A 13,323-nucleotide genomic window follows, 5' to 3' on the forward strand; every position below is an offset into this window, starting at 1 on the left:
CCCTTCAAACTCGAATGGCATATTCGACCTGTTTTAGGCAAGGCTTTATCCACTGTGGAATTCTCAACGAACGCGACGCCCGAGGACGAAGCCACGCCAGGCCACGTCTCCGAACGAAAGTGCCCCGACCCGACTCGAACGGGTCGCCCACCAGAAAGGGGCGGGGCGAAAAACCGAACTCAGACCGGCTTGAGGCCCTGCGCCTTCCACGTCAGACCGGAACGGCCGTCCCGCTCCCAGTGCGACACCGTGGCCCCGATCAGCTCGACCACGTCGCCCTCCTCGATCCCCTCAGGGTTGGTCGACAGCGTGATCCGCAGCTCCTCGCCCTTACCCCGGTAGCCGTCCTCCGTCGCCATGGGCTTGGCGAACACACCCACCACGTACAGCGGGTCATCCGTCCCGTAAGCCGTGATCATCTTCCCGTCCTGATCCGCCTTGATCGACGGCTCCTCCACCACGCGAAGCTTGAAGCCAGCCAGGTTCACCGGGATGTTCCGCATCTCGCCGCTCTCCTTTGATCTTGATCGGTCTCATTGCGCACAGCGCGCATCCAACGGAGTTGTCCGCCTGACCGAAGTTCCGCCAGCTTGTTGCACCTGGCTAGCCAAGCAAGGCCTCGAAGGTAGCCCAGCCTGGCTAGCCAGGTCAAGAGCGCAGCCAAGAAGTTTCCCTACTTGGCTAGTCAGGGCTAGTGTGGTCCTGTGAGTGAGAACCTTGACTTCCTCGGTGAGCTGGACCCTGATGACCCGAAGCAGGCGTCGCAACAGATCGCGAACAAGCTGCGGGCTGCCATCCTCACGCGCCGGCTCTCCCCCGGCGACAAGCTGCCGTCACAGCCCGACCTAGCAGCGCGCTACGGCGTCGCTCGGGAAACCGTCAAGCGAGCCCTGGACCTGCTTCGGGCAGAACGACTGATCGTTACCCGGCAGGGAAGCGGCGCGTTCGTCCGCGCTCAGACACAGCGGGCCGTCGAGCTTCGCCCCCACATCGAAGCCGCATTCGAACGACCTCACGTCAGCATCGACTTCGCCGGGTTCTCTGGCGAGACGCTGAGGGACGCGCTCGCTGAGGCGCTCGACAAGGTCCGGGTCGGGCGACTCACACCAGAGACGATCACCGTGCGCGTCCTGATCTCCGACATGACCGTGCCGATGGCGCTGCCCGCACGAGCCGAGACCCAGGCCGACGATCCATCCGTACGCGAGCGGGCAGAGCGGATCACCCGTCGGGCAGCAGACGGCATCATCGACCATGTCACCGAGCTGGGCGACCTGGGCCTGATTCGGTCGACCACCGTCGAGGTACGGATGCACCGCGCGTCCCCGCTGTTCAAGCTCTACATCATCAACGGCGAAGAGGTCTTCTACGGCTTTTACCCGGTCGTAGAGCGCACCGTCTCGATCAAGGGTGAGCCGATGGCGATCTACGACCTGATGGGCAAGGACGTGCCGCTGTTCCACTACGCGGTGACCGATGACGACGCCTCCCACGGCACGCAGTTCGTGGAAGCGTCCCTCCAGTGGTTCGACTCGGTGTGGTCGACCATCGCATACCGGTACGACGCATGAATGCCGACCTTGGCCGACTGCTCAACGAAGTCGGTGCCGTGCTGCTCGACTTCGACGGGCCGGTGTGCAGCATCTTCGCGGGCTATCCGGCTCCGAGGGTCGCCGCGGAACTGGTCGAGGTGTTGTACCGGCGTGGCATCGAGGTCCCGCCGGATCTCGCCAGCGAACCGGACCCGCTTGAGGTACTACGTCGCATCGGGGCCACCGGCGACCAGAACGCGACACGGGCCGTAGAGGACGCACTCTGCGCGGCCGAGCGCCAGGCCGTCGAGACCGCCGAACCGACGCCGTACGGCCGGGAGGTCATCGTGGCAGCCCGGCAGGCCGGCTTCCCCGTGGCGGTGGTCAGCAACAACTCGGCAGGAGCCGTGAGCGCCTACCTGGCAGCGCACCGCCTTGCCGGTCATGTCTCGCCGGTTGTTGGCCGGGCCTACGCCGCCCCGGAGCGGATGAAGCCCAACCCGGAACCAATCTGGCAAGCTACGCACGCGGTAGGCGAGCCGCCGGCCCGGTGCGTACTGATTGGCGACTCCCGCACGGACATCGACGGGGCGCGGGCAGCCAGGGTACGAGTGATCGGGTACGCGAACCGCCCAACCAAAGTCGAGAAATTCCAGGCAGCCGGGGCGGATTGGGTGGTGACCACCATGCGGGAAATTGCTGATGCCCTGGTTAAGCGACACTAAAGCACCCGAGGTTGAACGAGGTCGAAAACGAGTCAGCACTTTCAGCCGGGATTAGTCCAGAGTGGCAACAAGCCGATGACCCTCTCCCGGATACCGCAGTAGACTGCTGGCAGCGAACAGCGCTCACGACTAAGTACGGATCGAAGATTTGTGGAGGACTGTCGGTGTACTTACATCGCCTGCGCATCCAAGGAGTGCGGGGCTTTTACGGTTCTCGCGCCGTCGACCTCCGCTTTGAGCGGAGCCCCGAGGACGAGGACTTCTACAAGCGTTATAAGGGGTTCTGCGTTATCGCAGGCCGCAACGGATCAGGCAAAACAACCCTTCTCCGTGCCGCCGCAACCGCACTGGCCGGTCCCGAAGTGGCAAACAGTTTGACGGAGGGCGACCGCGACTGGATTAGTCACGGGCAGACAGTAGCAACAGTCAACGCGGAAATAGTACGGGACTTCTACGAAGTCAACCTTGGCACGGGCCGGCCTGCAGACGTCTTCTCCGCTGCGTTGAAGTGGGAGCGGACTGAGGGCGCGCGGGCACGGCCCCAAGCCGACACACGCCGCGGGCGAGGAGGCAAGATGGCCGAGCGATCTCTCTGGTCTCCGAAACCGACCGGCTGGTTCGCCGCAGGCTACGGGCCGTTCCGACGCTTGGCCGGCACGAGCGGCGAGGTCGCACGCCTGATGGCCGGAGACTGGACAGCGGCACGCTTCATAACCCTGTTTCGAGAGGAAGCCTCACTCGCCGAGACCGTGCAGTGGCTTCAGCAGGTCAACTATCGCGCCCGGTCCGGCCGTGCAGGCTATGCGGAATTGGAGGAACGCGTCATCGGGCTACTTAACGACGGCCTGTTCCCCGACGGCTATTTAGTCGATAGGGTCGATCCGGACGGCCTATGGATCACCAAGGAGTCCGGTTCGCCCGTCCGGATCGATGAGATGAGCGACGGATACCGCACCGTTACGGCACTGATAACCGACATCGTCCGCCAAATAAATGAGTGCTTCGACGGGAAGATCGAGTGGTCAAAAGACGGTCGGGCAGTCCTCCTGACATCGGGAGTCGTTCTTATCGATGAGATCGACGTACATCTTCATGTTTCCTGGCAGAAGCGTATCGCGCCCTGGCTATTGAAGCACTTCCCTTACATTCAGTTCATTGTCACAAGCCATAGTCCATATATTTGCCAGAGCGCGTCGCCGGGCGGCCTAATCCAGCTTCCCGGACCTGAGGAGGAGTTCCCGCCGCGCATCGCCAAAGATGAGCTCTTTCGACGCGTCGTGAACGGAAGTGGCGACGATGCCGTTCTGACGGAGCTTTTCGGATTGGACTCTCCATATTCTGAACGTGTTGACGAGCTGCGAACTGCACTGACCCGACTGGAACGACTTGCCATTCGTGGTCAGGCAAGCCCAGAAGATCTGGCCAGGCTAACAGAATTGTCCGAGGCCCTGTCGCCGTCGCCCGGCAGTCGGGTGCGGGACGTGCTAGGGGACGACGTTTGATCCCGATCACGCGTCGGCCGCTTCCCGCGCACATTTCAGAGCGCCTGACCGACAAGACCGCAAAGATTGTCGCCAGCGCCACCCCTCAAAAGACGGCTCGCACGAGTTGGAGCGGTGCGACCGGTACTCGTCGGCAGCTCAAAGCTCAGCTTCTGGGGATGTGCGCGCGACCTTCGTTCTGCATGTACTGCTACGAAAGCCGTGGCACGGACGTCGACCACTTCGTGCCAATCGCCCGCGATCCGGCGCAGACTTTCGAATGGAAAAACCACATCCTCGCCTGCGGCTACTGCAATCAGCAGGCAAAGAAGGAAAGTTTCCCGGTCGACCCGATGGGGCATCCGCTCCTACTAGACCCGAGCGTCGACGACTCTGCCGATCACATGACCCTCGCCAGCACCGGGCTTTTTATCGAACTCACACCCCAAGGTCGCGAGACCATCGACGTGCTCGGGCTCAACGCCCGCAGCGAGCTAGTTGAGGCGCGATATCGATCATGGCGCGGCGTCATCCGTGTTTTCGAGCAGGCAGCGCGAGAAAAGCCTTTGATCGATACCGACGACCTCGAGGATCTGCGTTTCTTGCCGGTAGTCGACGCGTTCCATCACTTCGCGCACGACGTCGCCACCGACCGTCTCGTTCACAAGGCAGTTGCCCCGAAACTGGCCCGTTATGCACTGAACAGTCTTCCTGTAGTGAAGTCGGTCTTTCCCGGCTGCCGCCTGTAGTCGTTCTGAGGTCAGGAGATCTTGCGTAGCGTGTGTTCAGATTTTCTTTACTTGGTCAAGGGCGGGCCGCAAGCGGCCCGCCGCCGTGTCGCGCCGGGGCGCGCGTGCGGCCTGGCGGCCGGTCACGCCCCGGCGCACGGCGCAGCAGGAGCTAGAACCGACCATCGCCGGAGCGCGACCCCGAGAATGCCCCGCAAGGCACGAGCGGCAAGCCCCAAGCATGGGGGCGGCACCCGCCGTGCCCGAGCAGACGACCCCCCGCGCCAGCCGCTACCGCAATCCAGGTCAGGTCAAACCCGGCACCTGGGAAGGGGGAGGGGGCCGCCGTGGTCGGGCCGGTCGCCCAGGAGCCGACGCCGTCGCCGGTCCGGGTCAGGTCAAGGGCGCTGCTGTGGCGGTGTCCGCCGGGTGCCGGACCGTGACACGAAAGCCGAGTCCAGATGCGGTTGACGTTCAGACGGCTCCGACAGAGGCTGACGACGCAGTTACCAGTGCCTTCAGCTGTTCAATCGTCAGCCAGGGGCTGCCGCGGTGAGCCATCCGGTGACAGTTCGAGCAGATCAAGGCAAGGTCGCTGAGACGCGTGTTGGTCTCGCCGGAGACGTGTAGTGGAGTCCGGTGGTGGCACTCGATGTAATCGCGTCCTCTGTCGCCGTAGACACGTTGAAAGTCGAATCCGCATACCTCGCAAGCGATGGCCATGCCGCGGCGTTTCGCGTCGGCCAGCTTCTGGCGCCGGAGCTTTGGGTTGCGCTCTCGGCGAAGGTGAGCCCGCAAGGTGACCCCACCCTCGCGTGCCGACATCTCGTCGAGGTCGGGATCATTGCTTACCGGCTCTACTTCGGCTTCTTCGCGAAGCAGCTCACGGATGCGGCCAGCCAACGCCTGCATCTCAGTCGGCTGATCCTGGAACTCCTGGCGTACCAGCTTGTCTAGTTGGTTGCCGTTGCTGCTGTCGGCCACGATGTTGTAGGTCTTCAGAGCGACGCCGGCTGGGTTGCGGAAGTCCGGATTCCGACGACCGCGGTGGATAGCAGGGCTTTGCAGTAGTTCTGACAGAGTTCGTACTCGTTCGTCGTTGGCGTCGAGCTGTCGCCAACCATTGGCCAGTACGAGGTCGCACGCGAGAATGATCTCGTCCCGAGTCCAGTCCGGATTCGGCAGGAAGGCGACCACGAAGCCGAGTGCTTCTAGTCGTTGGGCAACTGTCTTGTCGCCGCCGCTGAAGTCAGCGGGACCCCAAGCTGTCCCAGTACTGACGCCGTGTGCGTACCCGATGATCGCTTTCGAGTCGTAAAGGCTCCCTTGATGGTCGAGGTAGTAGGCTCGCGACCTGCCAAAGCCGGTCGACTTGAGGAAGGCGTCTCGGCCGAGCCGGTCGAACTCTTCTACCGCGGCAAGCACACTGACACGGGTTACATCGGCGAGGGTCACCGGCCGAGGCTACGACGCCCGTGCGACAGGGCCGAAGGGCACCTGCCGATAGAGCGCAACAACGCAGGCGGAGACATGCGACTGGGTCGCCCGGAGCTCAAGATCAGGGGCAGTTGGCCGCAATCCCAGCCAGCCCACGGAACGCCCAAGATCAGGCCGTCTCCAGGCCGTCAGGCCGTCGCCAGGCCGTCAAATGCTGGCCAACATCGACCAACAACGCCCATAGACAGCCAGAAATAAGACCAGCTCATAGCCTTGATCAAGGCTATGAGCTGGTGGGCGACGGACGAGTCGACCTGTACGCCGGATTCTGTGCGCGACGCGTACCCCGTCACCGGGTCCGCATCGGCGGCGGCCATCCATCTCGGCCTACCGTCGCCGGCAGGCTCTTGCGGCCTACCCGCAGACATCGGGCGGGCCGCCCTCAAGCGTCTGCGCAGGCCACCGTCCTCGCGGTCGGCGGCCCTCTTGGCCTTGCTCCGGGTGGGGTTTACCGAGCCATCCCGGTCACCCGGGATGCTGGTGGGCTCTTACCCCACCGTTTCACCCTTACCGCGCCCTGTGGGCGCGGCGGTCTGTTTTCTGTGGCACTGTCCCGCGGGTCGCCCCGGGTTGCCGTTAACAACCACCCTGCCCTGTGGAGTCCGGACGTTCCTCGGCGGCGGGCACCTGGCCCGCCGACGCGACCGCCCGGTCGACTCGTCCGTCGCGCTCTCATCCTAACGACGCGACGGCCGCGACTATTGCCGGCCCGTTCCACCGGCGTCCCGGCCGGGCGAACGGGCGAACCGCGAGCCGGACGGGAGTCAGCGGGGCGGGGTGTCCGGTACGGCCCGGAGCAGGGGCACCCCCTCGACCTCCCGCCACGGGCGGTAGTGCTCGGCGAGGATCCGCTCGACCTGTCCGGTGGGATCGACCCGCGCCGGGGCGTTGTTGAGCACCACCACCCGGGGGCGGTTCGGCCCGTCGAGCATCGTCCGGAGCCGGGGCAGCGCGTCCGGGATCTTCTCGATCGGCTTGCCCCACAGGTACGGGTAGTCGGTGCGCCGCCGGGCGAGGAAGTAGATGTCGGCCTGCGAGACCAGCACGAAGATCTGGTCCTCGGGGCGGGTCCCGGCCCGGATCACCGCCGCGATCCGCGCGTCGCGTCGGGCCGCTTCGGCGTACGGGACGGCTCGTTCCCGTTGCGCGGGGGTGGCCGGGACCAGCGCCGCCAGCCAGGCGACCTGCGGCAGCAGCACGGCCCCGAAGGCGGCGGCACGCACACCGGGGCGGTGTGCTCCGACGGTGGTGACGGTGACGGCGGCGAGCACGGTCAGCGGGGGCAGGAGTTGGACCCAGTAGTGCGGCCAGTACGAGCCGCCGAGGTTGACTCCGACCAGGCCACCGGCGAGCCAGGCGGCCACGGTCGCGGTCGTCGTCCGGTGTCGGCGTACGGACCAGAGGCCGATGGCGGCCGCCACTCCGAGGGCGGCGAGTTCCGGCGCGGCCGTGCGGAGGCTGTGCAGGAGGGCGGTGCCACGGTCGTCGACGCCGGTGGTCGTGCCGCCGAGCGCGGCCAACTGGTAGCCGACGAGCGCGTGCCAGTACCGCGACCAGCCGACCGTCGCGCCGTGCAGGGCGCAGAGTCCGACCGGCAGGGCGGCTCCGGCCAGGAGGAGGGCGTACCGGTGGGGGTGGCGTCCGGTGGTGACGGCGAGGACGGCCAGCGCGGCGGTGAGGCCGTCGAGCCCGGAGGGCTTCATGGTGACCGCTCCCCCGGCGGCGATGCCGGCGACGACCAGCCAGGTCCGGGTGTGGTACCGCCGCCAGAGCAGCGCGGCGGTGACCGCGAGGGCGGCCGGGACGCTGGCGAGCAGTTCGCCGTTGAGGGTGAAGCCCTCGATCCGGGGCGCCACACCCACGACCGCGTAGAGCGCCGCCGCGATCGTGCCGGTGCGCCGGCCGGCGAGCAGCCAGCCGGTCAGGCCGACCAGCACGGTGATCGTCGCTCCGGCGGCCACCGCGCCGATCCGGATGGCGCCGCCGTCGGGGTCGAGGCCGAGCAGCATCCGGTACGTCAGGAGCAGTCCCTGCGGCCGGTCGAGCCATGCCTCGCGGTACAGCGGCACGCCGCGCGCCCATTCCCGGGCGACGTGGGCGTATCCGCCCTCGTCCATGGAGAGACCGGTCCGGACGAAGGGCAGCCGGAGCAGGGCGGCGAGAACGGCGCAGGCCAGGATGGCACCGGCGGCACGACGGGTCTCCCGTGGTCGGGGCTGGGCCATGTGCGGCTCTTCCCGTTTCCGCGGCGGGCAAGCGTGCCGCCTCGGCGGGTCGACGCGGGTGGGGTGTGCGTCCGGGCGGTGTCCTGGGGGTAGCCTCGGGTCGCCATGGATCTCTCCGACGCCGCGTTGCTGCTCGTCGCCGGTCTCGCCGCGGGCACGGTCAACGCGGTGGCCGGCGGCGGTTCCCTGATCACCTTTCCCGCGTTGATCGGGGTGGGGCTGCCCCCGGTGGCGGCGAACGTGAGCAACTCGGTGGCGGTGTGTCCCGGGTACCTGGCGAGCGTGGCGGGGAGCTGGCGGGACCTGCCGCCCCGACGGACGGTGCTGGCGTTGCTGCCCACCGCCCTGCTCGGTACGACGGTCGGGGCGCTGCTGCTGCTCAACACGCCGGCCCGGGCGTTCGAGCTGGTCGTACCGTTCCTGGTGCTCGGGGCGACGGCGGTGCTGGCGTTCCAGGATCCGCTGCGCCGGCTGGTCGGTCATCCGCGCGACCTGGGTGCGCGCCGCCGGGTGGTCACGCTCCAGGCGATGGTGCTGCTCGGCACGGTGTACGGGGGTTACTTCGGGGCCGCGCTCGGGGTGATGCTGATTGCCGGGCTGGCCCTGGTGCTGGACGAGGCGTTGGCCCGGGTGTCGGCGTTGAAGAACCTGCTATCGGCGGTGGTCGGGCTGACCACGGTGGGGATCTTCGCCGCTTTCGGGCCGCTGAACTGGGCCGCCGTGGCGGTGGTCGCTCCGGCGACGCTGGTCGGCGGGTACGTGGGCGCACGGCTGGTCCGCCGGTTGCCGCCGGTGGTGCTGAAGTCCCTGATCGTGGTCTTCGGCACGGTGATCGGCGGCTACCTGCTGCACCGCGCGCTGCGCTGAGTGGGCACCGGACGGGGTGTCGCCGGGGGTCGGACTGCGCCGGGGGTGGTTGCAGGGGTCCCCTGTTACCGCTTTTTGATGAGGAGGGGACCCCTGCAACCACCCCACCTCAGGCGACCGGCTCCGGAGCGCTGTCGGCGTCCCGGTTCGGGCCGGCGGTGACACGGGGGTCGTCCTCGTCGGCGAAGTAGTCGTCGGGCGTGGTGCCGTCGGCCCCCTCGGGCACCCGGGCGGCTCGCAGCGCCAGGGTGACGATCGCCGCGACGGCCAGGTTGACCAGCACCGCGACGATGCCGACGTAGATCGTCATCCTGGTGTCGACACCGAAGTCGGCCAGTGGGAAGGCCGAGCCGCCGAAGTGCTTTCGGCCGGTGGCCGCGTTGGGGATCTGGTAGAGCATCCACATGCCGAGTCCCATGCCGGCGGCCCAGCCGGCGATCAGCGCGCCCCGGTGGAACCAGCGGGTGTAGAGGCCGAGCGCCACCGCCGGCAGCGTCTGGAGGATGATCACGCCGCCGATGAGTTGCAGGTCGATGGAGAACTGCGGGTCGAGGAAGACGATGCAGGCGACCGCGCCGACCTTCACCACCAGCGAGGTGATCTTGGAGACGTTCGCCTCCTGGGCCGGGGTGGCGTCCCGCTTCAGGTACTCCTTGTAGATGTTGCGGGTGAACAGGTTCGCCGCCGCGATCGACATGATCGCCGCCGGCACCAGGGCGCCGATGCCGATGGCCGCGTACGCCACCCCGGCGAACCAGTCCGGGAACTGCTGGTCGAACAGGACCGGCACGACGGTGTTGCTGTCGACCGTGCCCTCCTTCGCGCCGGGCAACGGGGTCACCTGCGCCGCGATGGCCATGTAGCCGAGCAGCGCGATCAGCCCGAGCAGCAGGCTGTACGCGGGCAGCGCGGACATGTTCCGCTTGATCACGTCACGGTTCCGGCTGGCCAGCACGCCGGTCAGGCTGTGCGGGTACAGGAACAGCGCCAGCGCCGAGCCGAACGCCAGGGTGACGTACTGGAGCTGGTTGTTGGCGTTGAGCAGGATGCCGTCGTTCGGGTTCTCCGAAGCGGCGAACTTGGCGTCCGCGGCGTCGAAGATCTCACCCCAACCCCCCAGCTTGTACGGCAGGTAGAGCACCGCCACCAGGATGACGACGTAGATCAGGCTGTCCTTGACGAAGGCGATCAGCGCGGGGGCACGCAGTCCGGACTGGTAGGTGTAGGCGGCGAGGATGGCGAACGCCACGATGATCGGCAGGTGCCGGGCCAACGTGCTCTCCCCGGTCACGCCCATCGTCTTGAGCACCGCCTCGATGCCGACCAACTGCAACGCGATGTACGGCATGGTGGCGACGATGCCGGTGATCGCGACGAGCAGGGCGAGCACCGGGGAGTCGAAACGCCGGCGGACGAAGTCGGCCGGCGTGACGAAGCCGTGCCGGTGTGACACCGACCAGAGCCGGACCAGCACCAGGAAGACCATCGGGTAGATGACGATGGTGTACGGCACGGCGAAGAACCCGGCCGCGCCCGCTCCGAAAATCAGCGCCGGCACCGCCACGAAGGTGTACGCCGTGTAGAGGTCACCGCCGACCAGGAACCAGGTGATCCAGCCGCCGAAGTTGCGTCCGCCCAGCCCCCACTCGTCCAGGTGGGCCATGTCCTTCGGTGCCCGCCACCGGGCGGCGACGAAGCCCATCGCGCTGACCAGCAGGAACAGCACCGTAAAGACGATGATCTCAGTGAGGTGGTCACGCCACATCAGTGGTCACCCCGCTTCTTGGTCATCTGGTAGACCAGCGTGGTGGTGGCGACGCCGAGCAGGATGTACGCCAGCTGGAGCCAGTAGAAGCGCGGGAAGCCGAAGATCCGGGGCGAGTCGCCGTTGAACAGCACGGGGATCAGCGGTACCACGATCGGGACGAAGAGCAGCCAGTTCCACGGGCTGTGGTCCTTCGCCCGGGAACGTACCGTGGCCGGCCGTCGCGTCGGGGTCGGCGGCTCCGGTTCGGTCGCGGCCATGGGCCCACCTCCGGGAGGTCGTAGTGCACACAGACGGCCCGGAGGTTATCGATATTGTGACCGCCGTCACTCATGACAGCGGGCTACTGCGCTCAGCGGTGTGCCGGCTGCGCCGAGCGGCACATCACCGCACACCCCGCAGATCGGACTCCCATCCACGGGTCGACGCGCCCCGCTCGCCGCGTCGGGTGGTTGCAGGGGTCCCCTGCTCGGCAAAAAGCGGTAACAGGGGGCCCCTGCTACCACCTCACCCCGGTCGAGGGTGAGGGTCAGCCGAGGTGGGCGGTGTCGTTGACGGAGCGGACGGCCACCCCGCCGTCGGCCCAGACGTCGAGCACCGACACCCCGGCCGGGTCGAGGTAGAGCCGGTGCAGGAAGGCGTCCCCGGCGGCCAGCGCGTCCCGTAGCAGGATCTTGATCGGGGAGACGTGCGAGACCACCACCACGGTCTCCCCCGGGTACGCGTCGAGCAGCCCGCGCAGCGCCCGGCGCACCCGGACGGTCACGTCGGTGAACGACTCACCGTCCGGCGGGGCCACCGCGGTGGAGGCGAGCCAGGCGTCCAGCTCGCCGGGCCAGTCCTGGCGCACCTCGGCGAAGGTGCGGCCCTCCCAGGCGCCGAAGTCGCACTCGACGAGGTCGTCGGAGGTGCGCAGCGGGACGCCGCCGAGCGCGACGGCGATCGGCCGGGCGGTGGCCGTACACCGGGACAGGGGTGAGCTGACCACGGCCGCGACGGTCGGCGCGAGCGCGGCCACCCGGGCGGCGGTGGCCCGTGCCTGGTCCCGCCCCCGCTCCGACAGCGGCACGTCGCCCCGGCCGGAGTAGCGACGCTGCGCGGTCCACTCGGTCTGGCCGTGCCGGACCAGGACCAGCCGGGTCGCCTCGCTGGTGCCACGCGGCTCCCAGGAGGCGGGCGCGGTCGCCGGGTCGGTGCCGGTGGTGGCCTTCGTGGCGGCACGGGCGGCGGCCTCCCGCGCGGCCGCGCGGGCCGGCGAGTCCGGGGCGGCCACCTCGCGTGGCGGCTCGACGGTGCGGGGCGTGGTCGTGGCGGGGGCGGCCGGAGCCCGGCCGGCGGCGGCGTCCATCGCGGCGTTGGCCAGGGCGTCGGCGTGCCGGTTGCGGTCCCGGGGGATCCAGGTGAAGGTCACCGCCGCGAAGCGACGGACCAGCACGGCGGCCTCGGCGGCCAGCGGACGCAGCCCCGGGTTCTTGATCTGCCAGCGCCCGCACATCTGCTCGACGACCAGCTTGGAGTCCATCCGCGCCTCGACCCGGGTCGCGCCGAGTTCGGCGGCGGCGGTCAGGCCGGCGATGAGTCCCCGGTACTCGGCGACGTTGTTGGTGGCGGTGCCGATCGCCTCGGAACGTTCGGCCAGCACCTCACCGGTGGCCGCGTCGCGGACCACGGCGCCGTAGCCGGCCGGGCCCGGGTTGCCCCGGGAGCCCCCGTCGGCCTCGACGACCACCGCGTCCAGGCTCACAGCCCGGATTCGTTCGTACGGACCATGATCCGGCGGCAGTCCTCGCAGCGGACCACCTCGTCCGGAGCGGCCTTGGCGATCCGGGCCCGGTCGGCTCCGGAGAGGTCGAGCCGGCAGCCGCCGCAGCGGCCACCGCGCAGCAGGGCCGCGCCCAGCCCGGTCGACTCGCGGATCTTGTCGTAGAGCGTGACCAGGTCGGTCGGGAGGTCGGCGGCGAGCGGCTGCCGGGCGGAGCGCTTGAACTCCTCCTCCTTGGCGATCTCGGCCAGGCCCTCGTCACGCCGCCGCTCGGTCTCCGCGCGCTTCTCGCGCGCCTCGCCCAGGCGCTGCTCGATGCCGTCGAGGACGGCCTGCGCGGTCTCCCGCTGCTCCATCAACTCCAGTTCGGCGTCCTCCAGGTCGCTCTGCCGCCGGTTGAGGGAGGTCAGCTCGTGCTGGAGCGCCTCCAGCTCGCGGGCCGGGCCGGTGCCGGCGGCGAGCCGGTCCTCGTTGCGGCCCTTGCGGGTGCGGACCTGGTCGACGTCCTTCTCCAGCCGGGCGATGTCCCGGTCCAGGTCGTCCACCGCCACCTGGGCGCGGACCCGCTGGTCCTCCAGAGTGGACAGCTCCCGGGCGAGGGCCTCCAGCTCGGCGCGCTCGGGCAGGGTGCGCCGGCGGTGGGCGAGCTGGGCGAGGGCGGTGTCGATCGCCTGGAGGTCGAGCAGGCGGCGCTGGACTGCCGGTTCAGCCTTCACGGTCGGGGCTCCTTGTCGTCCACGG

12 protein-coding genes and 1 other RNA gene are annotated in these 13,323 nt (G+C 68.3%); 5 read left to right on the plus strand and 8 right to left on the minus strand.

Annotated features, from left to right (window positions below; all coding sequences use genetic code 11):
- Positions 1–179: 179 nt before the first annotated feature.
- Positions 180–503 carry a hypothetical protein gene (locus tag QSK20_RS02605; RefSeq protein WP_285786910.1) on the minus strand — a complete coding sequence of 108 codons (324 nt, stop codon included), beginning with the start codon at positions 501–503 and terminating at the stop codon, positions 180–182.
- A 201-nt stretch (positions 504–704) separates the two neighbouring features.
- On the opposite strand from QSK20_RS02605, the gene QSK20_RS02610 reads away from it, so the two are divergent.
- From QSK20_RS02610 to QSK20_RS02625, 4 genes are all read left to right on the plus strand, one after another.
- Positions 705–1,571 carry a GntR family transcriptional regulator gene (locus QSK20_RS02610; protein ID WP_285786911.1) on the plus strand — a complete coding sequence of 289 codons (867 nt, stop codon included), beginning with the start codon at positions 705–707 and terminating at the stop codon, positions 1,569–1,571.
- On the plus strand, positions 1,568–2,257 hold the full coding sequence (locus QSK20_RS02615) for an HAD family hydrolase (protein WP_285786912.1): 690 nt from the start codon (positions 1,568–1,570) through the stop codon (positions 2,255–2,257). Before QSK20_RS02610 ends, QSK20_RS02615 begins: the two co-directional genes overlap by 4 nt.
- Positions 2,258–2,421: 164 nt before the next feature.
- Positions 2,422–3,759, plus strand: coding sequence for an AAA family ATPase (locus QSK20_RS02620; RefSeq protein ID WP_285786913.1), 1,338 nt, complete (start codon positions 2,422–2,424; stop codon positions 3,757–3,759).
- Positions 3,756–4,487: an HNH endonuclease gene (locus tag QSK20_RS02625; RefSeq protein WP_285786914.1), complete on the plus strand. Its 732-nt coding sequence runs from the start codon at positions 3,756–3,758 to the stop codon at positions 4,485–4,487. The genes QSK20_RS02620 and QSK20_RS02625 overlap by 4 nt, the downstream gene beginning before the upstream one ends.
- A gap of 453 nt (positions 4,488–4,940) precedes the next feature.
- On the opposite strand, the gene QSK20_RS02630 is transcribed toward QSK20_RS02625, so the two are convergent.
- From QSK20_RS02630 to QSK20_RS02640, 3 genes are all read right to left on the minus strand, one after another.
- Positions 4,941–5,921 (minus strand): HNH endonuclease, encoded by a 981-nt coding sequence (locus QSK20_RS02630; protein ID WP_285786915.1) that lies wholly within the window; start codon positions 5,919–5,921, stop codon positions 4,941–4,943.
- Positions 5,922–6,204: 283 nt separating this feature from the next.
- Positions 6,205–6,623, minus strand: an RNA gene (gene rnpB, locus QSK20_RS02635) — RNase P RNA component class A.
- A 104-nt stretch (positions 6,624–6,727) separates the two neighbouring features.
- On the minus strand, positions 6,728–8,188 hold the full coding sequence (locus QSK20_RS02640; protein ID WP_285786916.1) for a hypothetical protein: 1,461 nt from the start codon (positions 8,186–8,188) through the stop codon (positions 6,728–6,730).
- A 105-nt stretch (positions 8,189–8,293) separates the two neighbouring features.
- On the opposite strand from QSK20_RS02640, the gene QSK20_RS02645 reads away from it, so the two are divergent.
- Entirely contained in the window at positions 8,294–9,055 is a 762-nt protein-coding gene (locus tag QSK20_RS02645; RefSeq protein WP_285786917.1) for a sulfite exporter TauE/SafE family protein, read from the plus strand.
- A gap of 109 nt (positions 9,056–9,164) precedes the next feature.
- Here QSK20_RS02645 and mctP read toward each other — a convergent pair whose 3' ends face one another.
- The 4 genes from mctP to QSK20_RS02665 form a co-directional block, all read right to left on the minus strand.
- Complete coding sequence (gene mctP, locus QSK20_RS02650) at positions 9,165–10,820, minus strand: monocarboxylate uptake permease MctP (RefSeq protein WP_285786918.1); 1,656 nt, start codon at positions 10,818–10,820, stop codon at positions 9,165–9,167.
- Positions 10,820–11,080 (minus strand): DUF3311 domain-containing protein, encoded by a 261-nt coding sequence (locus tag QSK20_RS02655; RefSeq protein WP_285786919.1) that lies wholly within the window; start codon positions 11,078–11,080, stop codon positions 10,820–10,822. The genes mctP and QSK20_RS02655 overlap by 1 nt, the downstream gene beginning before the upstream one ends.
- Before the next feature lie 269 nt (positions 11,081–11,349).
- Positions 11,350–12,564: a bifunctional RNase H/acid phosphatase gene (locus tag QSK20_RS02660; RefSeq protein ID WP_285786920.1), complete on the minus strand. Its 1,215-nt coding sequence runs from the start codon at positions 12,562–12,564 to the stop codon at positions 11,350–11,352.
- On the minus strand, positions 12,561–13,298 hold the full coding sequence (locus QSK20_RS02665; RefSeq protein WP_285786921.1) for a zinc ribbon domain-containing protein: 738 nt from the start codon (positions 13,296–13,298) through the stop codon (positions 12,561–12,563). Before QSK20_RS02665 ends, QSK20_RS02660 begins: the two co-directional genes overlap by 4 nt.
- Positions 13,299–13,323: the final 25 nt, after the last annotated feature.

The sequence above is a fragment of the Micromonospora sp. NBRC 101691 genome, assembly GCF_030269285.1.
In the GTDB taxonomy this organism is placed as follows: domain Bacteria; phylum Actinomycetota; class Actinomycetes; order Mycobacteriales; family Micromonosporaceae; genus Micromonospora; species Micromonospora echinospora.